Raw genomic sequence first — 24793 nt, forward strand, 5'->3', positions numbered from 1 at the left:
AAAAGTTAAGTTAACAAGATATAGTTTAAAAAGCCGTCCTAAAAGGACGGGGCTTTAACCCAAAATTTCGGTAAATGGAAATGCACAGCAGTTTAACAACTCGGCTGCCCCTTGAGCCGGATTACCCTCGCTTTGGGTAATCCGGCTCAAGGGGTTTCTTTTCCCTTAACCGTAACAGGACAGAACGTTCAAGTACAGCAAGTTCCCGAACCCAGTACCGTTTTAGGGTTAGGCTTATTAGGCCTGGGTGCCTTGGTTAAACGCCAGTTAAAGCCAAAGCAAGGCAGTGACAAAGCTTAATTGCCATAGAAAACGGGTTTCTTTGAGAAGAAAACGGGTTTCTTGAAGAAACCCGTTTTCTGGAATAAGAGGCGAGCGATGAATTGACGAAAAACATAGATAAAACCCTATAAAATCGATAAGAAGCAATAATTGACAAAATCGGGGTGGTGTGATAGGCTTTTTGGTAAAATTTATACAAAATTGTCAATGAACACTACAACTATCCTCAAATCCCTGTCTGGTGTTGTCTTCGCTGGCACAGTTGGCGCGATCGCTGTGCTGGCCACCCTCCCCGCCAGCGCCGCCACCCTTACCTTTACCGGAAATGGTAGTGGCGGTAATATCCCTGATAACAACGCCACTGGTTTTAGTAGCACTATTACCGTTCCCACCAGTTCCAACTTTTTGATCACCGATGTCACTGTCACCCTCACGGGACTGCAGCACAACTCTCTAGGCGAGTTGCGTGCCGACCTCACCTACGTCCCAACCAACACGCAGGTACCCCTGTTCCGCCGGATTGGGCGCGTTGTTCCCCCTGCTACTGCGACTGGCGATAACAGCAACTTCAACGGCAACTACAGCTTTAACGATGCCTTTACCGGCAACATCTGGACGGTAGCGGCTTCTGGGGGTAATCTTTTTGACCTCCCCTCTGGCAACTACTTCGCCACTGGTTTGAACAGTGCCACCAAGGTTCCCATGCTCGCTTCCCTAGGCGGACAAGAGTCCAGCGGCGTCTGGCGGCTGACCATTGCCGATACTGTCGCTGGTACTACTGGCTCTTTCACTTCTTGGACGCTAAATTTGCAAGGTACCCCCATTCCTGAGCCAAGTTCTAGCTTAGGTTTGCTGGCTTTAGGCTTACTGGGAGCGAGAGCGGCACTTAAGCGCCATTTGAATGGGAAAGATTAGCATAGAAAACGGGTTTCTTTGAGAAACCCGTTTTCTGGACTAAGAGGCGATCGCTAGGGATTGCTAACTCGCGCTAGACTAGATTAAAACAATTAATTAGGATTTGCTGAAAAAGTTTGTTGGTGGGGGCAGGGTGTGGGGTGTGGGGTGTGGGGTGTGGGGTTTTACCGATTTTGAGGTAGTCAGTTACCTAATTTTCAGGGAAAAAGTACCTGAATTTTACCCCCGATCCCTCCAATGGTCGGCACTTTTTGAGGGAAAAAAAGTCTAAAAGCCTTATCCAACAAGGTTTTTAGATTTATTCAGCAAGCCCTAATTAACTCCTAATCATTTGTTTAATCATGAGTCAAGCTGCTGCAATCAATACTAAACTAATTGATTCCCTTGCTCAAATTATCCTTTCTTTAACTGACGAAGAACAACAGCTTCTCCTACAAAAAATTCAGCATCCAGCCTTATCTGATGTCGATTGTCATCAAGGTTTTCCCTTTGATGTTCAAATTCCTAATACAGAAACGCTCGCCGCCATTGAAGAAGTAGAAAAACATCCTGAGCGTCTTAAGCGTTATAGTAGCGTTGGGCAGATGTTCGAGGATTGGAACAAGGATACAGGGGAATGTTAACCCCACAGGAAAGCACCCACTTTCGACGCGATTTGAGGCGGATGAAAAAACGGAGTAAAGACTTGGAAAAATTAAAAACTGTGGTGGAACTACTGGTGCAAGAACAAATACTACCAGAGCGATACCGAGATCATAATCTCGTTGGAGATTTGTTAGACACTATTAAGATGCTTGCAAACAGCGACTTCAACAGGAGTTAATTTAGTGAATCGCTTTCGTTTCACGGCAAGCAGAGCAAGACTGGCGGGATATTTGGCTCTATTTAGGCAGACAAGATGAATTAATGGCCGACCAAAAGATCGCTCAAATTCTGGACAGATTTCCCCTGTTATCCCAGTTTCCTGATCTGGGCAGGCAGCGTGACGATTTACCGGTAGTTCACTGGTAGGCTGTGAAGCGCGATAGCGCAACGCACCAATTTAATGATAAAGTTGATGGGTTACGGCGGATTATTAATTGGTTTTTTGTCAGAGATTATCGCCGCCAACAGGCCCCCTAGTATTAAATACTTACTCATTCTAGCGTGAGGCTCTTGCCAAACCTGTCAGCAGCAGAAATTTCTGGCGGCGGGGTACGGCGAGGGTCCAGAGTCTGGTTTAATTACATACTATGGGTTAACAATTAGTTGTGTATTTAGAGGGAAACTATGGCCAATAAGCCAGAGCGCGTGGTTCTAATCGGTGTAGCTGGGGACTCCGGCTGTGGGAAGTCTACTTTTTTACGTCGTTTGACGGATTTATTCGGGGCCGAGTTTATGACAGTGATCTGTTTAGATGACTACCATTGCCTCGATCGCAAACAGAGAAAAGAGGTGGGTGTCACCGCACTCAATCCGAAAGCGAATAACTTTGACCTGATGTATGAGCAGATTAAAGCGCTCAAGGAAGGTCAAGCCATTAATAAACCTATTTATAATCATGAAACGGGGATGATCGATCCTCCCGAAATCATCGAACCGAATAAGGTAATCGTGATCGAGGGACTGCACCCCTTATATGATGAACGAGTCCGGGCCCTATTAGATTTCAGCGTTTATCTCGATATTAGCGATGAAGTCAAAGTTAACTGGAAAATTCAACGGGATATGGCCGAGCGCGGTCACACCTATGATGATGTGATGGCGGCCATTAATTCTAGAAAACCGGATTTCAGTGCCTATATCGATCCCCAAAGACAGTACGCTGATGTGGTGATTCAAGTGCTGCCCACCCAATTACTTGAAGATCACGAAAGTAAGTTACTACGGGTTCGTTTAATCCAGAAAGAAGGGGTGGAAAACTTTGAACCCGCTTATCTGTTTGATGAAGGTTCCACCATCGATTGGCGGCCCTGTGGTCGTAAATTGACCTGCGCTTATCCCGGTATTAAACTCTACTATGGTCCGGATGGCTTCTTGGGGAATGAAGTGTCGATTCTGGAACTAGATGGTCAATTCGATAACCTGGAAGAAATGATCTACATCGAAAGCCATTTGAGCAAAACCGGCACTAAATACTACGGTGAAATGACGGAATTACTGCTCAAACACAAAGATTATCCCGGTTCTACCAATGGTACGGGTTTATTCCAAGTGTTAGTCGGTCTCAAAATGCGTGAAACCTACGAAAAACTAATGGCGGCCGAATCAAAAGTGGCAGCGCCAGTCTAGTTTCTAGTTTTGACCGAACTGGCATCCTACCATGGTTAGGATGCCAGTTTTTTTAACGTACTAATCCCGATCGCAGGGCCAGCACTGCCGCTTGAGTGCGATCATCGACAGAGAGTTTATTTAAGATATTGCGGACATGGGTTTTCACCGTGCCGATGGTGATATAGAGTCGGCCGGCAATCTGAGCATTACTGTAACCCCCGACAATCAGAGCGAGAATTTCTAGCTCTCGTTCCGTTAGGGGCGCATTTTTCAGCAATTGGCGATGTTCTGGTTCAACGCCGTCAATTACCACTGTTTTGCTCCCGGCAGCCGCACCGACGGCAAAAATTTGGCGCACTTGTTGCAGAATAACACCGGCGATCACGGGATCGATCCAAGGATTGCCTTCGTGGGTGGAATAAATCGCCTCGACTAATTGATCGACGCTGGTATCCTTCATACAGTAGGAATAAGCCCCAGCAGTAAAAGCCGCTAAAATCAGTTCTTGGGTTTTGTACATGGTTAGCATAAGGATTTTCGTGGCCAAGCTGTCCTCGCCCCGATTTTGTTGGAAGCGTCGCACTAACTCGATCCCATGGATCATGGGTAAATCTATATCGATGATCGCTACATGGGGTTTGGCCTCCTCTAGCAGTTTTAGTCCCTGTAATCCACTGATGGCTTCTCCCACCACTTGAATACCCTCTCGATGCTGGAGAGCCGCCACTAACCCCATGCGCGTTAAATCGTGATCCTCTATAACGATAACCCGCACTTTATCCATATTTTTTCGCGGTTTTGCTGAACTAGGCGATGATTCAATAATTTTGGCTTTTGGATTATTAGAGCCGTTCCTAAACATTGACTTCATTCCCTTCCTCCTTCCTTGAATTCCACTTTCTTATCTTCATTCGGCAATCCCCTTTTTTCAGTTGATTTTATTTCTACTTATTCAAAGCGGCGATTACAAATATACTTAAACTCCCACTAAAATCTACTCACATCTACCCAAATCTACCCATAATTTTCTCCTTTAATTCTTCTATTATAATATCATGCAAATTTAGATTAGGCAAGAATTAGGCTCTTCTGAGTCCTGTGTGAAAATGAGGTCTATACTGATAGTTTATTTAACAAAATAGTCCTTAAAGTCTTTCCCAGTAAAGATTTCAGAATTTGATCGGCAAAAAATATCACACAAAATCGAGAAGATACAAAATTCTTTAACAAGAATACATCTTCGAGCTGCTTGGATTTTCATAGAATAGAACCAAGCTCTGGTTTAATTAATTTTTTAGCCTATATTAACAAAAAAAAATAATCTAAAATTAATAAATAATTTATGGTTTCTTGATTTAAGTAATCAATAATTAATTCAAACTATTCTATTGATAACTAGATAGTTTCTCAAAATTACTCTAGTCCTTTAGTTTATGGATAGAGGTAGTTTTTGTCTATTTTTCGCCCTTGGCCGTAACCTCCAATGGGATTGAGGCGGAATTTTTCCCCACTGTGCCAATGGATATAAACAAATAAAAATGGTGTCAGTAGGGAAAAAGCTCACCCCTAGGAGTCCTGTAAAAAAATTAATTCAGCCGGTGTTACCGCTCCTTTTTCCGTGATGATAGCGGTGATTAAAGCGGCGGGAGTAACATCGAAAGCGGGGTTATAAAAGTTAACATCTCTAGGGCAAAGGGTAGTTGTCCCCACCTGATAAATTTCGGCACGATCGCGCTGTTCGATCGGGATACCCGTACCATCCTTAAGGGAAAAATCCACCGTCGATAGGGGGGCAGCCACATAAAAAGGCAGATGATGAGCTTTTGCCAGCACCGCGAGGGAATAGGTGCCAATTTTGTTGGCTGTGTCCCCATTGGCCGCAATGCGATCGGCCCCAACAATCACCGCATCGATCAGTTTTTGCTGCATACAGTGGGCTGCCATGCTATCGGTGATCACAGTGACGGGGATTCCCTCCCGCGCACATTCCCAGGCGGTTAATTTTGCCCCTTGCAGCCGTGGCCGGGTTTCGTCTGCATACACTTGTATTAGTCTTCCTGCCGTCCAAGCAGAACGAATTACCCCTAAAGCAGTACCATAACTGGCCGTGGCCAGGGAACCAGTGTTACAGTGGGTTAAAATTGTCAGTTTTTCCGGTTGCTCCGGCAGCGCCAATAAACCATGGCGACCGATCGCCCGACAGGTTTCCACGTCTTCTTTTTGGATATTTTGGGCAGTTTCAAGGAGATTTTTGGTAATTACTGCCACTTCTGGGCCACTTTCCTGGGCCACTTTTAACATTCGCTCGATCGCCCAGAATAAATTCACCGCCGTCGGCCGGGTTTGGGCTAATCGATCGGCTATTCTAGTTAAATCAGCCAGAAATTGCTCTTTCTGGTCGGTTTTAATTTCCTGCGCTCCTAAAACCATACCGTATGCAGCCGCCACCCCGATCGCCGGAGCGCCGCGCACAATCATCGTTTCGATCGCCCGGGCCATGGCTTCACTGCTGGTGATCTCAACTTCCCCATACTCCATGGGTAAACGGGTTTGATCGATCAGCCAAACTTTGTTATCTTGCCAACGCACGGGATAGATCGAGTTACTCTCGCAAGTGGTTGTGGTCATAAACATTTTTAGATTGAGAATTAGCTAAATTTATCACTATAGCAGCGGCCTTTCTCCACGGCTGATCAGCAGTAAAAACTATTTTGTGTTTTTTTGTAAAAAGTAATTTTAAATACAGAAACTTTTTTTAGAATGTATAGATAAGTGACTAGGAAAAATTTAAGAATACTTTCTCACCTAGCCCGACCTTTTATACTAACCGATTAAGAGGATAATTACCGTGAAAACAGCGAAATATCCCGAAAAAATTGCCGCTCTCTGGACAACATTCCTCTTGGGAACCCTATTTCACACCCAACTGGGTTTAATGCCGCTCTTCCATGGTCAATCGATCGTCGAGAGTCATCAAACCAGCAATCTCGATCCGATTTTCTGGGGAATGTTGCTCTTTTTTTTGCTGCCAATGTTAGCGATTATCGGGGTCAATTTTAGCGAAAGTCGCTCCTTGAGAAAAACCCATTTCTGGCTGACAATTCTCTATTCTGTCTTGAATTTAGCCCATCTGATCGCCGATCTTCTGGTCAGACCGATCGCCTGGTATCAAATCGCTCTCATGGCAATTTTACTGATTATCGGACTGATTTTAAATCTAGTTTCCTATCAATGGCTGCGGTTAGCGATCGCCCATCCGCACCATCTCTCGGAAAGTCATTAGTAGTGCCAAGATCAAAAGGTAGCCGGTTGACTAACTGATTCAGACAAGAGGAGGCCTTTTGAGCTTAAGTTGGTGCTTATTAAGGCAAAAGCAAGCTTAAACCGTAGCTAAAGCGATTTTTTTTGAAAATATAGCTTAAAAACTCCAATTAATCCCTATTATTCCCCAGATCAGCGCGTAAATTGCCCCTATTTCCTGGCCGCCGCTGCGACCACATCTCACCAAATATGGAGCTTTTTAGCTATGATGGTTCAAAAGCAAGCCAATAAAGGGAACTTTCGTGGCTGGTTATTCATCAGAAAACTCCTGATCGGAGGAGTTAAGCAGACGATATAGTTCAGATTAACGGCAAATATTGGTTAATAGTAATAACGAGGTAATTATTTTGATGAAATCTCTCATTCGTTGGACAGCAACTCTTGGTTTAGTAGGAACGACAATGTTGACTTCGCTGCTGGGAAGCTATTCTAAAGCACTCGCTTTACCGGAAGAACAAATCGTCAGAACCTTGCAGTCTGTACCTGTCTTTGCTATTGCCGACGATCAAGGAGTTCCCCTAATTGCCGTGGGAGAAAAAGAACAAAAATTCACGGGAGTTTTTATCAGTCGGCAGGACGCACAAAACTTTTTTGAACGACTGAAAAAAGAGAATCCCGAAGTGGCCAGCAAAGTTAAAGTTCAGCCCGTTTCTTTGGCACAAGTCTATAAAATGCAAACCAGTCAAACCGATCAAAATCGTTTAATTATCGATTTTGTTCCCAAAGAGTCGGAAGTAGAATCAGCGAAAAAACTGCTCAGTGAAAGAGGTCAACAATATCAAGGTGGTGTACCTTTGTTTGTGCCGAAAGCAGGAAAAGAGAGTAATTTTCTGGTGATCAATCGCAATAATCAGGATTTGATTCCTTTCTTCTTTGAAAAGGCCGCCGCTTTGCAAATGGTAGAACAATACAAAAAAGCTAATCCCGCAGAAGCAGCCACGGTGAAAATTGATGTTATTCCCTTAGAAAGTGTCATCGCTACCCTACAACAAAGTAACGATGAAGCTTTAACTAAAATTCTCCTCTATCCTAGCCAAGAAACGATTGATTTTATCCGAGCAAATAGCAACCAAAATGCTCCCAACCAACCCCCGGCAAATCAGCCACGCCCTAATAATAATACCAATAATCGCCCCGCCCCCAATCGTTAAGCCTTGTGTCTGCTAGTATTTCCGGTCAAGAATTAAGTCAATGGCGCCAACAGGCGATCACCGATTTAGAGCAAGCGCAACTATCTCCGAAAGAAGTGGATATCTTTCTGCAAGCAGTGACAGATTTAGATACTCTTTCCCTGCGCTTACAATCCTTTCGGGAACGAGAAAAAATCCCTTTGAGTTATTCTTGGTCGGAAATTACTAAACGCTGGCAAAAACGCCTGCAAGCAAGGGTTCCCTTGCAGTATTTGCTCGAATCGGTGGTCTGGCGTAATTTTACCCTGAAAGTCTCCCCGGGGGTCTTAATTCCTCGTCCCGAAACCGAGTTATTAATCGATATCGTTGGAGAAACCGTCAGAGGAGAAGAAGGGGGAATCTGGGTAGATCTGGGAACCGGTAGCGGTGCGATCGCTATTGGTTTAGCCAGTATCTTGACAAAAGCAGAGATATATGCCATTGATTACAGTCAAACGGCTTTAGCGATCGCCAAAGAAAATATCATCAATACGGGTTTTGCCGACAGAATTATCTTAAAACAGGGTTCTTGGTGGACCCCCCTAGAGAAGTGGAAAGGACAGATTAGCGGTATGCTGTCCAATCCTCCCTATATTCCCAGTGCAGAAATCCTCGACTTACAAATTGAAGTGCGGGAACATGAACCCCGTTTGGCCCTCGATGGAGGTGAAGACGGATTGACCGCGCTACGCTATCTAGTGGCCACTGCTCCCGATTATCTGCGATCGGGAGGCCTTTGGCTAGTGGAAATGAGAGCCGGTCAAGGGGAAAAAGTAGCGCAAATGCTGGAAAATCAGGGCAATTATCGACAAATTCAGATTATTAACGACCTAGCAGGTTTCGATCGCTTTGTTTTGGCCGAGCGAATTTAGCGCAATGTACCCGCTTCGCAGTCCCGCAGCCAGAGACGCACCGCTTGGCCGATGGTGCCTTGACTGGTTTCTAGGGGAGGTAAGGGGACTTGAGCGGGTTCAAGGGAAGCTAATTGACTGTAAACCGTCACTAATCGCCATCCTTCCCCAGTTTTAGTTAAAAATAACCAGTGATAATTCTGGAGGCTGACAGAGCGATTTTTGCTATACTGACGCTCTAAAGTCGTAAAAAAAACCTGTTGAGTGTCATCGGCAATTTGACCGGAATATTGACTAGCAGTTAAAGGTAGGGGTGCAAATTCGGGACGACCGGCAATAATCACAAAAACCGGTGTAGATAATTTTTGGTCGATTTGGGAACGGGTAATAACTCGATTAGCATAACCGGGTAAATCTGACAAGAGGCGATCGACTAAAAGATTTAAATCCTCCGGACAGCTAGAAAGAGGACGACTAACTGCTGGCAAGTTAATCCCGAAAATAACCAGTAATACAGCTAAATGTCGGTTAATTCTTGACAAATTTTTGTCCATGCTACCTTTGGCTCCTCGGCACCGGTGATCGGTCGTCCAATTACTAGATAATCAGCCCCAGCTTTAATCGCTTGGGCCGGAGTCATCACCCGACTTTGATCCCCTTTGCTTGACCAAGAGGGACGAACTCCGGGGCAAACTAAGAGAAAATCCTCTCCACAGACGCGACGCAATTGCGCCACTTCCTGGGGAGAACAAACCGCCCCATCAATTCCTGATTCCTTGCCCAATAATGCCAGATTTAAGGCATATTCCGATAGTTCTAGGGGAATTTTGAGGTCGAGGGCTAATTCGCGGGCGTTAAGGCTGGTTAAAACGGTGATAGCGAGAAGTTTTGGCGGCGATAGCAGGTCAGATATTGCCTCCTTAGCTGCCGTCAGTGCTTGCCGTCCGGCCGTAGCGTGCAGGGTGAGTAAATCCACTTGATAGCGACTAGCGGAACGACAGGCCCCGGCGACCGTATTGGGAATATCATGAAATTTTAGGTCGAGAAAGCTCTTTTTTTGTCTTTCTTGCAGAATCCCTAGAATTTCTGCACCGCTACTGACAAATAATTCTAGTCCCACTTTCCAAAAATTGACTTCCGGCAACAGATCGAGCAGTGCGATCGCTGATTCTAAATCCGGCACATCGAGAGGAACAATAATTCGGTCTGAGTTGGTCATATTTGGGTGATACAGTGGGGGTGTGGGGTGTGGGGTGTGGGGTGTGGGGTGTGGGGAGAGGGAAGCGGGGAGAGGGAAGTGGGGAAGTGGGGAAGTGGGGACGGAGTTTCAAGGCAGTACAGCTTAAATCAGAGAAAAATCCAATCGGCAAAAGTGGCAGCCTGTCCGCAATAAATGCCATCACGATCGATGATATTCCAAACGATCGCTTTTTCAATACGAAATAGTTGACCGTTTTTCGTGATCCTTACCCCGTGATAATCGTTGATATAGCCCTGTTTTTTGACTAAATCCAGCATTTTTTGGCGTTCTTGGGCGGGTTCCTCTCCCTCTACCGTTGCTCGCGAAGGAGTTGCTAATAATTCTTGCCAAGTTAAACCCCAGAGATCGAGGGCGCAGCGATTACCATAATTGAAGATCGGATTAGTTTGTGTACCGTGGGAAACTAGCACAAAAGGGGCATAAAAGAGCATTTTACTCTGTTCTTTGCCAGTACCGATCCGGGGTAAAAGCGATCGCCCGATTAACCGTTCATAATTATCCAGCAGCAATTCCGTCCAAGCTATAATAGCTAAATCTTGCCAAATTTCCATAAAATTATCTTGAAAAACCGGTTTAATCTTCCCTTTGCCAATATTTATAGGCCGCGTAGGCTAAAGTAATCACTCCCGTCAGAATTGCCGACTCATCGACTAAAAATTCCGGATGGTGAAGGGGGGGATTGAGGAGGTTAGTAGAACCCACTCCCAGACGGAACATTGTCCCCGGGGCCTGTTGCAAATAAAGGGAAAAATCCTCGGCCCCCATGGAGGGTTCCGAGAGAATTAAAACCCGATCCCGTCCCCAAGCTTCTAAACCAGCTTCTTCGACTAACCGGGTTAAAAATTGGTCATTTTGTACCGATGGCACACCCCGACGATATTTTACTTGACATTTTGCGTTATATGTGCTACAGACATTCGTGACCAAACTCTCGATCCATTCCGGGAGATGGGCGTGGGTTTCTGGGTGCAGCGATCGCACTGTTCCTGCCATGCGTACCTGATCGGCGATGACGTTGGGGGCGCGACCACCGCTAATCTGGCCGATGGTGAGGACAATGGGACGCAAAGGGTTTTGAGTCCGACTAATTGCCTGTTGCAAAGTGGTGATTACTTGCGAGGCGATCCAGATAGCATCGATCGCCTCGTGGGGCCGGGCCCCGTGGCCGGATTCCCCTTGAATAAAAATCTCCAGATCGTCGGCAGCCGCAGTTAAGGCCCCGTAACGAACCCCGATCGATCGGGCCGGAATCGAGGGGAAAACGTGCAGCCCGAAAACGGCGCTGACATCCCGCATCACCCCCTCCCGGATCATCCAATTGGCCCCCTGGGCGATTTCCTCTGCTGGTTGAAAGAGAAAGCGTATTTTTCCCCCCAAAGGTTCCGAGAGACGGGAAAGCACCATCGCCACCCCTAAACCGACGGTAGCATGAACATCGTGACCGCAGGCGTGCATAATCCCCGGTTTGCGGGAAGCAAAGTCTAAATCGGTTCTTTCTTGGATCGGTAGGGCATCCATATCGGCGCGGATAGCTAAAATTCTCCGATCACTGCCTTTTCCCGCCAATTCTCCCTTAACTCCCGTTTTTCCCACCGCTTCCTGCACCGATAGACCACAGGAAGACAAAACTCCGGCAATATAGGCGGCAGTTTGATATTCTTGCCCGCTTAACTCTGGATTCGCGTGAATGTGGCGGCGAATCTCCACTAATCGGGGTGCGAGACTCTCGGCTATGTTTTTAATCTCGGAGAGCATGAAACCAGTTTTACAGTATCTTTAGGGTTAATCATAGAGCATTTTTTACCTGAAAATTGGGCTTGGCTGATTTTCAGTCTGAATTGTCTTCTCGGCATTCTTTCAATGTAGGACTAAGCTAATTTGTCAATAGGATGCAGGAGTTACTATTCATCTCTTGATTCGGTAACACCTCTCGAGAGAATATTCCAGCTATGATAGGAAACATTGTCTAGTTAGGAAAAAACATGGTTCAGTCTTCCGAAAAAATTGAAGTTAAGTACGGGGAAAGAGAAATTGCCGAAGGAACATTAATTACTTTCCCCAATCCACGTCCTGGCAGAAATTACGATATTCAGATCACTCTGCCGGAATATACCTGTAAATGTCCCTTTTCCGGTTATCCCGATTTTGCCACTATTTATCTTAGCTACGTTCCCGATCAAAAGGTGATGGAATTAAAGGCGATTAAACTTTATATTAATAGTTATCGCGATCGTTATATTTCCCACGAAGAAGCAATTAACCAAATTTTAGATGATTTGGTGGCCGCTTGCGAACCCTTGCAGATGAAAGTTAAGGGGGATTTTCATCCGAGGGGTAACGTTCATACCGTGGTGGAGGTGATGTATAAAAAAGAATAGCATAATTGTCTAGTTTGGGGATGGGGTTGCTCCCATCCCTTGCTGTTCTAGTTTTTGTTGTTCAAGTTTTTTGCTGTCCTTGTTTTCAATACTTATTTTAAAATTGTCCTCTATACTTAGAGCTTGAATCTTATCGTTAAGAGTTGGTTGATTGCCTTTGACTGCTGCTAGGTAAACTGCCCGCGCATTTAAATTGCTTATTGAGATGAGGCAAGAGGCAAGAGGCAAAACGGAGAATAAATCATCAGTTTTTAATAACCAGATTTAGTATAAGTAGGGCTGGCTGAATAAATCTAAAAACCTTGTTGGATAATATTTTTAGGCTTTTTTGCAATCAAAAACTGCCAACCCTTGGCGTGATCTACACCCCACACCCTGCCCCCGGGAAAAACTTTTTCAGCAAACCCTAAGTAGAATTTCAAATCATCCCCAGTGAGGAACTAGCCATGAAATCCTTTGCCCTTCTTACCACCCTTAGCCTAATCAGCCTTTCCACCCTCGCGACTGTTCGCCCCGTCATGGCGCTAGAGAGCCGACAACCAGCCGAAACCCGGATCGCTCAAGGGAACAATCAAGACGCGATCGGCCACTATAACCGGGGAGTTGGCTACATCCAACAGAAAAAATACGATCTCGCCCTCGCTGAATTTACCAAAGCGATCAACATTGATCCCCGATACGCCGAGGCTTACCTCAATCGCGGGTTTCTTTACGAACAACAGGAGAAACCCGACCTCGCCCTGTCCGATTACAACAAAGCGATCAACATTAATCCCCGATTGGCCGAAGCTTACAACAATCGCGGGTTTCTTTACCTCGGACAGGGGAAACCAGACCTCGCCCTGTCCGATTACAATCAGGCGCTCAACATTAATCCCCGATTAGCTCTGGCTTACAGCAATCGCGGGCTTCTTTACCGACAACAGGAGAAACCCGACCTCGCCCTGTCCGATTTCAATCAGGCGCTCAACATTAATCCCCGATTGGCCGAAGCTTACAACGGTCGCGGGCTTCTTTACTACGAACAGGGGAAACCCGACCGCGCCCTGTCCGATTACAATCAGGCGCTCAACATTAATCCCCGAAACGCCAATGCTTACTACAATCGCGGGACTCTTTACTACGAACAGGGGAAACCCGACCTCGCCCTGTCCGATTTCAATCAGGCGCTCAACATTAATCCCCGATTAGCCCTGGCTTACAGCAATCGCGGGCTTCTTTACCAACAACAGGGGAAACCTGACCTCGCCCTGTCCGATTACAATCAGGCGATCAACATTAATCCCCGATTGGCCGAAGCTTACAACAATCGGGGGGTTCTTTACTACGAACAGGGGAAACCCGACCTCGCCCTGTCTGATTACAACAAAGCGATCAACATTAATCCCCGATACGCAATGGCTTACAACAATCGGGGGATTCTTTACGGCGAACAAGGGAAACCCGACCTCGCCCTGTCCGATTACAATCAGGCGATCAATATTAATCCCGGATACGCAATGGCTTACCTCAATCGGGGGGTTCTTTACGCCGTACAGGGGAAATCAGACCTCGCCCTGTCCGATTACAATCAGGCGCTCAACATTAATCCCCGAAACGCCGAGGCTTACGTCCGTCGGGGGATTCTTTATTACTATCGACAAGAAACGGAAAAAGCGATCGGAGATTTCCGACAAGCCGCCGAACTGTACCGCCGGCAAGGAAACGCGGCGGCCTATGAAAAGGTTATGGAACTCCTACGGGAATTGGGCGCGGTCTAGTCCTTTTTCTTGGGTTGAGCGAATCAATGGGTTAAAGAAAACCTCTCAATTCTCAGGGAAAGCGAAACCTAAAACCCAACACCTCAATCCGTCGGAATAGGCGATCGCTTCTCATGACCTTTTGTTGGGTTTCCTTGGGTCTATAGTTGGGTTTCCTTACGTCAACCCAACCTACAAGAGAGTCCGTCGGTTGGGTTGAGCGAATCAATGGGTTAAAGAAAACCTCTCAATTTTAGGGGAAAGCGAAACCCAACAACCAGTTGCGTAAACACCAATCCAATAAATGTTATTCTAACTTGATGCAATACCGTAGAGCAAAAACACCTAGAGCCACTTATTTTTTTACAGTTGTGACATACAATCGTCACAGAATTTTGTGTGAACCTGAAAATGTGGATTGACTACGAAATGCTTTTAAATATGTTATGCGACAACATCATTTTAAGATTGATGCTATTGTCATTTTACCAGATCCCATTCATGCTCTTTGGACATTGCCTGAAACGGATGCAGATTTTTCAACTCGTTGGCGATTAATTAAAAGTTATTTTAGCCGTCAATGTCATTCTCAATATCAGGGTAAAATTTCAACATCTCGACAACATAAAGGAGAAAAGGCTATTTGGCAACGTCGCTTTTGGGAGCATCAAGTTCGAGATGGTCGCCAAGGGCGCGCCTACGGCGATCGAGATTTTGTTAATCATCTCGAATACATCCATTATAATCCCGTGCATCATGGATTAGTAAACGCTCCGAAAGATTGGCAATATTCCAGTTTTCATCGTTATGTTGAAGAAGGAATTTATGATCAGATGTGGGGAGCTTCAGAAAGGCTGATCTTTGATAGTGATATTGGTATGGAATAAAATGTAGAAGTGAAACCCAAAAAATTAAGGTAAGAAATAAGGGCAATGTTGGGTTTCGTCACTAATAGTTGGTATCGAATAAAATGTAGGTTGGCTTGAACGAAGTGAAACCCAAAAAATTAAGGTAAGAAATAAAAGCAATGTTGGGTTTCGTCACTAATATCGGTATGGAATAAAATGTAGGTTGGCTTGAACGAAGTGAAACCCAAAAAATTAAGGTAAGAAATAAAGGCAATGTTGGGTTTCGTTACCTCAACCCAACCTACAAGAGCAGCGATCGCACTACAGGATCAGCGATCACCTTTATCGAGAAGAAATATAGCGGTAAGCGCTTGAGTGAGATACAGACCAAGCTTTGCCTAGCATGGTTTATAGCTTGTGACACTGTACCTAATACGACTGCACACCGCTATAAGCTAGTGAGGTACACATATTTTTCTTCCCTTTTGACTTTTGCCTCTTGCCTTTTGCCTAAAACCCATAACTTTTGTACCTCAGCAGACTGAAAAACGCTATAGCTACCTGCACATTCGGAGAAAAATTCTCGATTTTTCGAGAAGCATTAAGAATTTCAATCCCGATTACATTACCTGCTTGATCATAGTCAAGAATAACCCCCGGACTGATTGCCTCACTTTCTTCTACGGGTGTGTCATGCCAGGTAATTGTTAAAACGTCAACTTCAGCATCATATTTAGCTTTCATTTGATAGCTGCCTATATTTTCTAAGTTTACTGGTAACATATAGTGTAACAATTTTTTGAGGCTCAACTAAGTCATTAATGTAAATTCTCAGAAGATAAGTTTTATTGTTAATGGCGACAAACGTACCTTGATAAACTTTGAGTCCATCTTCTTCTAAAATTTGCTCAGGATTATTGAGGATGTCCTGCAATATTTTTAAAGAGATTTGGCGTTGAATAATTTTTTCTTCGGCATGGTGACTTAAAATAAAGTTCACGAGGATTTCGGAGTATTTTTTTGTAAGGGATTAGGGTTCTTCGGTTTGTCTTATGCAATGGACGGGGTTATAAGGAATGAAACCTTTATAGAGACAGACATTGCCGCAATTTTTGTCAATTGTTTGCGGTCTGGAGCGAACTAATCAATTAAATCTCTTGCCAGATAAGGATTTAGTCGATTTATGCCCCCCTATCGAACCATACCAAGTCCCGAAGAGCCATAAATTTCTTGAGCATCTGCTAGGGAATATTCAATTTCATCTTCTTCTTTGAAAAATTGCTCTAATGAAAATTTTTGCCAGTCTTCATCTTGCCAATTAGTATATTCTGAAATGTTGTTTGGCTCAGGGGAAATTAATCGGGTAAAGTTGGCAATTTTTTCAATAATGTCATCAGGTAATCGGTCAATCTGTTGGTGAAGTTCTTCACGAATTGTAGCAGACATAAGTTAAATTATTTGATTAAGGTGTAGAATTGATGGTATTGATTATAACTCAGATATTGGGTGGTAATTTGGGAAAAAAGTAATGTTGGGTTTCGTCACCTCAATTCAACCTACAAGATCGCCCCTCCTCCTCAAAATCGCCCCTCCCCATCATCAAAAAAACGATCGCCCCTCCTCCTCCTCAAAAAGTGATCACCTCTCCTCATTCCCCAAAAAAAGATCACCCCTCCTCATCACAAAAAGTGATCGCTACTTTCTTCTTCACCTCCCAAAAGTGATCGCACTACAAGATCGGTGATCGTACTAAATATTTATACCCAATTCATAGGATTTTTTGTAAATACGATTGGTCTCTTCCTTGATCGCTTTAAATTTTTGGTAGAAGGCTGAGAAGTTTAATTCTTTTTTGGAGAGGTCATAAAAAATCATCATTTCGATGTTGAGCATCTGACTATCGGTATCGATTTTTAAGCTTCTAAAGCCTATCGCTCGGTTACGATGTCTTTCTGGTTCTATTAAATCATTAACAGCATCTACTAAAGGTCCGCCAGCAGTAAATATCCCCACTAATCCTGTTAAGGCTCCAATGAGAAAGCTTCTTCTGCTTAGAGGGCTATTGCTGTTTTCATTCCTAGGGTTTCGAGCAAACCATAAAGCAGAAAATAGTGTTATTGTCAATCCTACTAAGATTCTCCAAAAACGATATTGTCTTTTGTTCTTGCTTGCTATCCTTGCTTCTTTTTCACAAATAATAGAAAGATTAGCTAGGCTTTCCCACTGCTGGGCTAGATCTTGTAGTAATTCATGTCTCCAGTTATCTTGCTCTACTAACTCTGGGAATAATGATTTTTCAAATATAATTGGGGATAGTTCTTTTTTTTGCTTATCTTCTTTAACATAATGGTCTTGTTTAACTTTATCTATAGCTTTATTTAGGTCAATTCTACGAGCAGTTATTTGCTCTTTAAACTTGGCAAAACTAAAATTATTTTGGTTATTTTGTTGAGTTATATTAGTTGTCATACATTCGTAAAAAGTCATGAAATATGATCGCCAATTTTATTAGCCAGAAAAAAGGCAATATTGTATTGTATCACCTCAACCCAAGCAACAAATCGGCGATCAAGCCATATTCTCAATAGGATTACTTTAACTCAATTTCCCCTGGTCGCCAAGTCTTATCAAACCAAGGCTCAAGCGGGCTATAAAGTCGAAGAATCGTATTCCAACCCGTGCCTGGATTTGTCTGCACCCAATTATTCTCCTTACCAGCAGGCGGTTTCGGCCTGAAATAAATATCCACAGAACCATCGGCATTAACCAAAAGTCCCTTTGTCTGACTACCGACACTGGGAAACAGTTGATCCGTCTGAATCATCGATCGCATCTGGTTACTATAAAGAATCACTGACCAGAATAGTAGCACGCTAGGATGTGTTAACGTAACGCAGAATAATTACAAATTCGTCATGATTAAAAGCAAAAAAGCGCGTTAAGTAACTATTTTTTAAGTCAAGACGGCAATTAGCGATCGCCCCTCCTGATCAAAAAGCGATCACACCATGAGAAGAAAACCTGATCGCACTAAAGTCCAAAATAATCGCAAATCAGATAATTATTGTTAAGAAAACAATTTGGTACGTTACATTTCATTAGCGTACCCTACACGCTCACCGACCATACTAACCGGTTGCTTGTCGAGAGCAATTTCAAATAAAAATTCAGGGGCAAAGTCTGCTCCGTTTGGCCATTCTATTGTCCGACTATTGACATATACTTTTTGAAATAAGCTTTGATCTTTTAAGGGTTCAAAGATTTCCCCATACAATTCTTGTTCTAAATCTACAATCCCTTCTATTCCATTATTAAAGGTTAGCTTTAATTGATACTTATCCAGATATTCCACACAGATAACATGAAGAAATAGCTCCTTTTTAGGGAAGGGGATCGATTCTGTTAAGAGGTTTTCTTTGACGCGCATTTTCCCAGTTCTCCAATAGTTCAGATTGGTGTAGATCAAGCCACTCCCATATTAAATTTAGTCCTCTTTTGGGCATTTGACCACAAACTTCACCTGTGTGAATCATTATAACCGCTTCATAATCTTGATACTCGGCATGGATATGAGGCGGATTGTGATCGTTATAGTTCATGGTGATTTTTATTCCATAGAAGCTTGATAGAGTGGGCATGAGTAAGAATAGTAATAAAGGTTGCTTTCTAAAAGTTTTCCCCCTATTGTAAGCGATCGCCCTTGGCGTTCCAGCAATGGTAATTTTAAAGTTTAATCAACAAAATAACAGCGATTACATTGAGCCTAGTCATAATGAAATTTACAACTAATAATAATAATTTTTGTCTCTGTTGGTTCCCCAATCCAATACATCTGTCTGTCTTTGTCGCAGTTGTTTGGCCGTTTCTTCTAACCAAGCAAGATAGTCTTGTTCGTATAAGTCTTTAGCGCTGGTCAGGTATTAGGTTTTTATTTTCTTGACGCTTATCTAACCTAAAAAAAGAGGGTTTGCAGGCAGGCACGGATTCCCATTATATATATAAGTATCTGTCAAGTGCGGGGATTTGTCAAGGGTTTTGACAGTAGAAAGGGAGAAACCTTTTAACAATACACCTGTTCTAACATAGCGGCAGTGAGAGATTTTTCACCGTGATAATAGAGACGACGATTGAGACAACCGATCGATTTAACATAGGTAGATAGGGTTCCCAGATCATGGGAAATAATTAAAATGGTCATCCACTCATTCAATTCTTGCAACAGGGAAAAAATACTAGCGCGCATTTGGGGATCGACACTGGCAGTGGGTTCATCTAAAATCAAGAGACGGGGTTCTACCGCTAAAGCGCGAGCGATATAAACCCGTTGGCGCTGTCCTCCCGAAAGTTCGGCAATCGACCTTTTTTTCAACGCTAACATTCCCACACTATCTAAAGCTTTATCTACCCTTACCTCATCTTTTTTACTATAGCCTTGCCAGAGTTTTTTGCTGCTCAATCTCCCCATTTTTACCACCTCACCCACAGTAATGGGAAATGAGCGATCGCATTCGACAAACTGCGGCACATAACCGACTAATTCCCGACCTTTTTCGACACTTTGCCCCAAAATACTGACTTCTCCCCGCCAAGGTTTAATTAATCCCAGTAAAACCTTAAGGAGGGTAGTTTTTCCTCCTCCATTCGGGCCGATAATTCCGAGAAAATCCAGTTCTTGAATGGTTAAATTAATATCTTCGAGGATGGGTTCCTGTTCGTAGCCGGCCCAGAGATTACTAATGGTAATGATCGTTGACATATACAATAGGGCAAAATTAACTTCTTGGTTGGGATAGGCAAAAGGCAATAGGCAATAGGCAAGAGGTAGTTAGATATGTGCAATTAATTGTGTCTAGCTACATATACAAGCAATTACTGATTTAAAACTGTGGCCATTTTTTGGGAAACTTGTCGTAGGTTTTCACTCCAATTTTGAGCAAAGGCACTGATAGGGATTACCTGTCCGCCAATTTCCCTAGCAATGGTTTCGGCAGTTTTCTGGCTAAATTCTGGTTGAGCAAAAATAACTTTAATATTCTCTTCTTTTGCCTGTTTGATTAGTTGACTTAACTGGGCAGCACTGGGTTCATTACCGTCAATTTCGATCGCAATCATCTCTAAACCGTAATCTTGGGCAAAATAGCCCCATTCGGGATGAAAGACCATAAATTTTTTGTTTTTGATCCCTGCCAAGTTTTGCCGAATTTCTTGATCTAATGCGTCTAATTCCTGACTGAATTTCTCAAAGTTAGCCCGATAGATAGCTTCCTGACCCGGATCGAGTTGTGCTAGGGTTTGATAAATAGTCTCTGCTTGTGCTTTGACTCGTTTTGGTGATAACCAAATATGGGGATCTAGGGTGTTTTTTCCAGCTTGATGTTTTTCTTCCTTAGCGTGATCGTGATCATGATCGTGATTATGTTCTGCTGTCAAAGGGATTTTATCTACTCCTTGACTGGTATCGACGATTAACATCTGTTGGTTAACACTGTTTAAGCGATCTTTCCAGGCATCTTCTAAGGATACACCGATTTTAAAATAGGCTTGCGATCGGGCTGTGGTTTTTAATTGTTCGGGTTTTGGTTCATAGGTGTGGGGATCTGTCCCAGGTTGAATCATGGCATTAACACTGACTCTATCACCGCCGATGCGTTTGACAAAATATTCCTGCGGTACGATACTCACTGTCACCTGTAAGGGTGTCTTTGCTTCCTCTTCCTTGACCGAAGGACTACTACAAGCTGTTAAGCTGGCTATAGTCAGGGTTAAAGCGATCGCTGTTAACTGGAAATTTTTACCCATCGGATTAACTGAGTCTGATTATGATTCTGATCTTATCACAGTCGGTGATAATCGTTATCATTCTGAAAATATCTCGGTATAGATGTACTGGTTTTTCGTCCTTCGATCTTTCGCTCCCAATTAAAAAATTTTCTCTTGCTAACTAACGCTTGACATGATATTATATAGATAATGGAAAATCCGTGCGCCTACGACCCCCCTCTGGTCAAGCCAAATAAAGCCCAAAAAAATTAACCCCAAAAAGTAGTGGGTGAACTGAAAACTGATAACTAATACTTGCTAAGACTGCACCGAAGTTGGGAGCAGGGATAGGAAGCCTGAGCATTTGTACTAAAACTCCCAAGAGGCAGTTTAAATTCAGTAGAGCTTAACTAAAAACCGAGCGCCGATCACGAAAAAATGACTTTTGCCTCCGTTATTCGCAACATTGAAAAATCGCCCTTAACTGCCGAACTTATCCAAAAACTGGAGAAAAATGGCAATTTAACCCTAACCGGCCTTGCCCGCTTACCGAAAGGATTAATCAGCACAGCTTTCGCCCGTTGTCAAGGAAAAAATCTTTTAATTATCTGTGCCAATCTAGAAGAAGCGGCACGTTGGGCGGCACAATTAGAAGCAATGACGTGGAAAGGTGTTTTCTTTTATCCCACCTCGGAAGCTTGCCCCTACGAGACATTTAATCGGGAATACGAGATGATTTGGGGACAGATGCAGGTATTATCGGCCCTTCGACGTAGCTCAGGGCAAGCTCTAATCAGTCATCAAGAGGCCGGAATTGCGATCGTTACCACCGAAAAGGCCCTGCAGCCCCATTTACCCCCTAGAGAGGTTTTCGAGCAATATAGCGATAATTTTGCGGTAGGAACGGTTATAGAAGCCAAAAACCTCGATCTAACCCTAGCTAGATTAGGATATCAACGGGTTTCACTGGTAGAAACCGAAGGGCAATGGAGTCGTCGCGGCGATATCGTTGATATTTTCCCAGTTTCGGCAGAATTACCGGTCAGGTTAGAATTTTTCGGCGATGAATTGGAAAAATTGCGAGAATTTGACCCTGCCACCCAAAGATCCCTCGATTCTATCCCCAATCTGCTTCTTACTCCCACTAGCTTTGCGGCGATGATTGCCCCTTCTCTTCCCCCGACAGTGGCCGATTATCTAGGGGCTGAAGAGCGAGAAAAATTAGCTAATGGCATTTATCCAGAGGGAATTGAGCGATTTTTAGGCTTGTCCTTCCCTCAACCTGCCTCTTTATTGGATTATCTCCCCGAAAATACCCTTATTGCCTTTGATGAACTGGAAAGCTGTCAAGCTAGAAGCGATCGCTGGATAGAATATATTGGGGAACGCTGGCAAGAGATAGAACCACCATTACCGAAAATTCACCGTTCTTTTGGCGAATCTCTGCAAATATCGGCCAAATTTCCCCATCTCTACCTCTCAGAAATAGACGATCACCTCTGCGAAAATAGCCTTAATCTCTCCAGTCGTCCGATTCCCACCAGTCCGGGGCAATTCGCCAAACTAGCGGAAATTTTACGGGGAAAAAGAGAGATTTATAGCGGTATTAAAGTAAATAAGTACGCTACATGGTTAATATCTGCCCAACCCTCCCGCACAGTCTCGTTATTACAGGAACACGACTGTCCGGCCCAATTTATCCCCAATCCCCTTGATTTTGGGGCGATCGAGCGCTTAATAATTCAAAACACCGCTACAGCCCTAAAATACTCAGGATTAGCTGAATTAGAAGGTTTTATCCTCCCCACCTATCGCATAGTCGTCGTTACTGATCGAGAGTTCTTCGGGCAACATCTTTTAAATACTGCCGGTTACGTCCGCAAACGTCGACAAGCAGCCTCGGTACAGGTGGATGTGAATAAACTCCGTCCCCTCGATTTTGTAGTACATAAACACCATGGCATCGGGCAGTTTATCAAACTAGAAAAGCAGGAAAGCACAATTAGCGGAATAGTGCAAGGTCGAGATTATCTAGTTATTAAGTATGCCGATGGATTATTGCGGGTTCCTGCCGATTCTGTTGATAATCTCTCCCGTTATCGTCATACAGGTAATCAAGAGCCTGAATTACATAAAATCTCTGGCAAAGCGTGGGAAGCGACGAAAGCTCGCGTCAGGAAGTCAGTTAAGAAGTTAGCGGTTGATTTAATCAATATTTACGCCCAACGCGCCCAAAAATCGGGTTTTGCCTATCCGATGGATAATCCCTGGCAGCGGGAGTTAGAGGATTCTTTTCCCTACCAACCCACTGCTGATCAACTGAAAGCGATACAGGATGTGAAACGGGATTTAGAAAGCGATCGCCCGATGGATCGATTAGTCTGTGGGGATGTGGGTTTTGGTAAGACGGAAGTGGCCATTCGTGCTATTTTTAAAGCTGTCACCACGGGTCATAAACAGGTGGCTTTATTAGCACCAACAACAATTTTAACCCAACAACATTATCACACTCTGAAAGAACGTTTTGCTCCCTATCCCATTAATGTGGGTTTATTAAATCGTTTTCGCACCAATTCCGAGAAAAAAGATATCGTCCAGCGCTTGAAAACGGGGGAATTGGATATAGTGGTGGGGACGCAGTTGTTATTGAGTAAAGCGGTGGAGTTTAAAGATTTAGGATTATTGGTAATTGATGAAGAACAGCGTTTTGGTGTCAACCAAAAGGAAAAAATTAAGGCTTTTAAAAGTAATATTGATGTGTTAACCTTGAGTGCGACACCGATTCCCCGGACTCTTTATATGTCCCTTTCTGGGGTGCGAGAAATGAGTTTAATTACCACACCTCCTCCCTCTCGTCGTCCCATCCAAACCCACCTTTCTAGTTATAATTCTGATGCGATTAGAACGGCAATTCGCAATGAATTGGATCGGGGGGGACAGATTTTTTATGTAGTACCCAGAATCGAGGGAATTGAAGAAAAAGCAGCAGCAATTCAAGGGATGATTCCTGGTGCTAGAATTTCCATTGGTCACGGTCGTATGGATGAGTCCGAATTAGAGACCACCATGTTAGCTTTTAATAATGGGGAAGCGGATATCTTAGTCTGTACGACTATTGTAGAGTCGGGGTTAGATATTCCCAGAGTTAACACAATTATCATTGAAGATGCCCAAAAATTCGGTTTAGCGCAACTCTATCAACTGCGAGGACGGGTGGGGCGATCGGGAGTACAAGCGCACGCTTGGTTACTTTATCCAGCCAAGGCAGAACTAACAGAAACCGCTCGGGAAAGATTAAAGGCAATTCAAGAATTTACCCAGTTAGGATCGGGGTATCAATTAGCGACTAGGGATCTGGAAATTCGCGGTGCGGGTAACTTATTAGGTGCGGAACAATCGGGACAAATGGAAGCGATCGGTTTTGATCTATATATGGAAATGTTACAGGAAGCTTTGCGGGAAATTCAAGGTCAAGAAATTCCTCAAGTGGAGGATACCCAAATCGATCTGAAATTGACGGCATTTATTCCTAATGATTATATATCCGATCTGGAGCAGAAAATGGATGTCTATCGGGCGATCGCTACTGCCAATTCTCAGAAAAATTTAGGACAAATTGCTGCGGATTTAGTGGATAGATATGGGGCAATTCCTTCCCCAGTGGCACAATTATTTAAGGTAATCGAGTTAAAACATCTGGCTAAATCCCTCGGTTTTTCGCGCATTAAACCCGATGGGAAACAGCATATTATCCTAGAAACTCCTATGGAGGAACCAGCGTGGAAATTATTACAAGAACACCTACCCCAACATATACAATCACGCTTTGTTTATAGTCCCAAACAGGTGACGGTTAGGGGTTTAGGATTGGTAAAACCACCACAGCAGTTAGATAGTTTATTGGAGTGGTTGGCTAAGTGTAAAGATGGTTTACCGACGAGGAATTAGATGGGGGGTTCACTCCAGATCTTTGCCGCGTCAATCAGCCAAAAGTAGCTTTGAGAGTCAGAAATGTA

27 protein-coding genes and 2 pseudogenes are annotated in these 24793 nt (G+C 43.9%); 13 read left to right on the top strand and 16 right to left on the bottom strand.

Going from position 1 to position 24793, the window contains the following annotated elements; translation table 11 throughout:
- Positions 1-111: 111 nt before the first annotated feature.
- The 6 genes from RAM70_RS07495 (at position 112) to RAM70_RS07515 (ending at position 3468) form a co-directional block, all read left to right on the top strand.
- Positions 112-300 carry a PEP-CTERM sorting domain-containing protein gene (locus tag RAM70_RS07495; RefSeq protein WP_312673081.1) on the top strand — a complete coding sequence of 63 codons (189 nt, stop codon included), beginning with the start codon at positions 112-114 and terminating at the stop codon, positions 298-300.
- Between the two features lie 189 nt (positions 301-489).
- Positions 490-1197 (top strand): proprotein convertase P-domain-containing protein, encoded by a 708-nt coding sequence (locus tag RAM70_RS07500; RefSeq protein ID WP_312673083.1) that lies wholly within the window; start codon positions 490-492, stop codon positions 1195-1197.
- Between the two features lie 341 nt (positions 1198-1538).
- A complete protein-coding gene (locus tag RAM70_RS07505) occupies positions 1539-1820 on the top strand; it encodes a type II toxin-antitoxin system RelB/DinJ family antitoxin (RefSeq protein WP_045362788.1) in 282 nt (93 codons plus the stop codon).
- Positions 1814-2020 (top strand): type II toxin-antitoxin system mRNA interferase toxin, RelE/StbE family, encoded by a 207-nt coding sequence (locus tag RAM70_RS07510; RefSeq protein WP_080754366.1) that lies wholly within the window; start codon positions 1814-1816, stop codon positions 2018-2020. The genes RAM70_RS07505 and RAM70_RS07510 overlap by 7 nt, the downstream gene beginning before the upstream one ends.
- A gap of 50 nt (positions 2021-2070) precedes the next feature.
- A complete protein-coding gene (locus RAM70_RS22910; protein ID WP_353737862.1) occupies positions 2071-2208 on the top strand; it encodes a hypothetical protein in 138 nt (45 codons plus the stop codon).
- 258 nt (positions 2209-2466) lie between these two features.
- The gene (locus RAM70_RS07515) at positions 2467-3468 is read left to right on the top strand and encodes a phosphoribulokinase (RefSeq protein ID WP_045362786.1); all 1002 of its coding nucleotides are present in this window, start codon (positions 2467-2469) and stop codon (positions 3466-3468) included.
- Between the two features lie 52 nt (positions 3469-3520).
- Here the strand turns inward: RAM70_RS07515 and RAM70_RS07520 are convergent, their stop codons facing one another.
- Both RAM70_RS07520 and mtnA read right to left on the bottom strand, forming a co-directional pair.
- Positions 3521-4234: a response regulator gene (locus tag RAM70_RS07520; RefSeq protein WP_045362850.1), complete on the bottom strand. Its 714-nt coding sequence runs from the start codon at positions 4232-4234 to the stop codon at positions 3521-3523.
- A 782-nt stretch (positions 4235-5016) separates the two neighbouring features.
- Positions 5017-6078, bottom strand: coding sequence for an S-methyl-5-thioribose-1-phosphate isomerase (gene mtnA / locus RAM70_RS07525; protein WP_312673087.1), 1062 nt, complete (start codon positions 6076-6078; stop codon positions 5017-5019).
- Positions 6079-6298: 220 nt separating this feature from the next.
- Here mtnA and RAM70_RS07530 point away from each other — a divergent pair, with 220 nt between their 5' ends.
- From RAM70_RS07530 to prmC, 3 genes are all read left to right on the top strand, one after another.
- Positions 6299-6733, top strand: a complete 435-nt coding sequence (locus tag RAM70_RS07530; protein ID WP_045362781.1) for a hypothetical protein — start codon at positions 6299-6301, stop codon at positions 6731-6733.
- A gap of 388 nt (positions 6734-7121) precedes the next feature.
- Positions 7122-7922 (top strand): Tic22 family protein, encoded by an 801-nt coding sequence (locus tag RAM70_RS07535; protein ID WP_045362779.1) that lies wholly within the window; start codon positions 7122-7124, stop codon positions 7920-7922.
- Positions 7923-7927: 5 nt separating this feature from the next.
- Positions 7928-8812, top strand: coding sequence for a peptide chain release factor N(5)-glutamine methyltransferase (gene prmC, locus RAM70_RS07540; RefSeq protein WP_190381047.1), 885 nt, complete (start codon positions 7928-7930; stop codon positions 8810-8812).
- On the opposite strand, the gene RAM70_RS07545 is transcribed toward prmC, so the two are convergent.
- The 4 genes from RAM70_RS07545 to RAM70_RS07560 all read right to left on the bottom strand — a co-directional run bounded on the left by RAM70_RS07545 (position 8809) and on the right by RAM70_RS07560 (position 11807).
- Positions 8809-9345 carry a hypothetical protein gene (locus tag RAM70_RS07545; protein ID WP_045362771.1) on the bottom strand — a complete coding sequence of 179 codons (537 nt, stop codon included), beginning with the start codon at positions 9343-9345 and terminating at the stop codon, positions 8809-8811. The two genes, prmC and RAM70_RS07545, sit on opposite strands and share 4 nt — an antisense overlap.
- Positions 9309-10010 (bottom strand): orotidine-5'-phosphate decarboxylase, encoded by a 702-nt coding sequence (gene pyrF, locus RAM70_RS07550; RefSeq protein ID WP_045362846.1) that lies wholly within the window; start codon positions 10008-10010, stop codon positions 9309-9311. Before pyrF ends, RAM70_RS07545 begins: the two co-directional genes overlap by 37 nt.
- 128 nt (positions 10011-10138) lie before the next feature.
- Positions 10139-10603, bottom strand: a complete 465-nt coding sequence (locus RAM70_RS07555) for an MEKHLA domain-containing protein (protein ID WP_312673093.1) — start codon at positions 10601-10603, stop codon at positions 10139-10141.
- 22 nt (positions 10604-10625) lie between these two features.
- A complete protein-coding gene (locus tag RAM70_RS07560) occupies positions 10626-11807 on the bottom strand; it encodes a M20 family metallopeptidase (protein WP_045362742.1) in 1182 nt (393 codons plus the stop codon).
- A 227-nt stretch (positions 11808-12034) separates the two neighbouring features.
- Between RAM70_RS07560 and queF the strand changes: the two genes are divergently transcribed.
- The 3 genes and pseudogenes from queF (at position 12035) to RAM70_RS07575 (ending at position 15056) form a co-directional block, all read left to right on the top strand.
- Positions 12035-12430 carry a preQ(1) synthase gene (gene queF, locus RAM70_RS07565; RefSeq protein ID WP_002740916.1) on the top strand — a complete coding sequence of 132 codons (396 nt, stop codon included), beginning with the start codon at positions 12035-12037 and terminating at the stop codon, positions 12428-12430.
- A gap of 446 nt (positions 12431-12876) precedes the next feature.
- Positions 12877-14190, top strand: a complete 1314-nt coding sequence (locus tag RAM70_RS07570; RefSeq protein ID WP_312673099.1) for a tetratricopeptide repeat protein — start codon at positions 12877-12879, stop codon at positions 14188-14190.
- 299 nt (positions 14191-14489) lie between these two features.
- Positions 14490-15056, top strand: a pseudogene (locus tag RAM70_RS07575) (REP-associated tyrosine transposase).
- Positions 15057-15527: 471 nt separating this feature from the next.
- On the opposite strand, the gene RAM70_RS07580 reads toward RAM70_RS07575, so the two are convergent.
- The 10 genes and pseudogenes from RAM70_RS07580 to RAM70_RS07625 form a co-directional block, all read right to left on the bottom strand.
- On the bottom strand, positions 15528-15800 hold the full coding sequence (locus RAM70_RS07580; RefSeq protein WP_080754365.1) for a DUF2283 domain-containing protein: 273 nt from the start codon (positions 15798-15800) through the stop codon (positions 15528-15530).
- Positions 15751-16017, bottom strand: coding sequence for a hypothetical protein (locus RAM70_RS07585; protein ID WP_002798441.1), 267 nt, complete (start codon positions 16015-16017; stop codon positions 15751-15753). Before RAM70_RS07585 ends, RAM70_RS07580 begins: the two co-directional genes overlap by 50 nt.
- 191 nt (positions 16018-16208) lie before the next feature.
- Positions 16209-16463, bottom strand: a complete 255-nt coding sequence (locus RAM70_RS07590) for a hypothetical protein (RefSeq protein WP_045362736.1) — start codon at positions 16461-16463, stop codon at positions 16209-16211.
- A 303-nt stretch (positions 16464-16766) separates the two neighbouring features.
- Positions 16767-17504 carry a hypothetical protein gene (locus RAM70_RS07595; protein WP_045362733.1) on the bottom strand — a complete coding sequence of 246 codons (738 nt, stop codon included), beginning with the start codon at positions 17502-17504 and terminating at the stop codon, positions 16767-16769.
- 103 nt (positions 17505-17607) lie between these two features.
- Entirely contained in the window at positions 17608-17889 is a 282-nt protein-coding gene (locus tag RAM70_RS07600) for a DUF1214 domain-containing protein (protein WP_312673109.1), read from the bottom strand.
- Between the two features lie 216 nt (positions 17890-18105).
- On the bottom strand, positions 18106-18444 hold the full coding sequence (locus RAM70_RS07605) for a DUF2442 domain-containing protein (protein WP_190359776.1): 339 nt from the start codon (positions 18442-18444) through the stop codon (positions 18106-18108).
- Complete coding sequence (locus RAM70_RS07610; RefSeq protein WP_002792623.1) at positions 18398-18655, bottom strand: DUF4160 domain-containing protein; 258 nt, start codon at positions 18653-18655, stop codon at positions 18398-18400. Before RAM70_RS07610 ends, RAM70_RS07605 begins: the two co-directional genes overlap by 47 nt.
- Positions 18656-18835: 180 nt before the next feature.
- A pseudogene (locus RAM70_RS07615) lies at positions 18836-18934 on the bottom strand (DUF29 family protein); the annotation flags it as partial.
- 143 nt (positions 18935-19077) lie between these two features.
- A complete protein-coding gene (locus RAM70_RS07620) occupies positions 19078-19821 on the bottom strand; it encodes a metal ABC transporter ATP-binding protein (protein WP_376750878.1) in 744 nt (247 codons plus the stop codon).
- 65 nt (positions 19822-19886) lie between these two features.
- Entirely contained in the window at positions 19887-20816 is a 930-nt protein-coding gene (locus RAM70_RS07625; protein ID WP_312673113.1) for a metal ABC transporter solute-binding protein, Zn/Mn family, read from the bottom strand.
- A gap of 399 nt (positions 20817-21215) precedes the next feature.
- On the opposite strand from RAM70_RS07625, the gene mfd reads away from it, so the two are divergent.
- Positions 21216-24725, top strand: a complete 3510-nt coding sequence (gene mfd, locus RAM70_RS07630) for a transcription-repair coupling factor (RefSeq protein ID WP_312673115.1) — start codon at positions 21216-21218, stop codon at positions 24723-24725.
- The last annotated feature ends 68 nt before the right edge of the window (positions 24726-24793 follow it).

The sequence above is a fragment of the Microcystis wesenbergii NRERC-220 genome (assembly GCF_032027425.1).
Classification (GTDB): Bacteria; Cyanobacteriota; Cyanobacteriia; order Cyanobacteriales; family Microcystaceae; genus Microcystis; species Microcystis wesenbergii_A.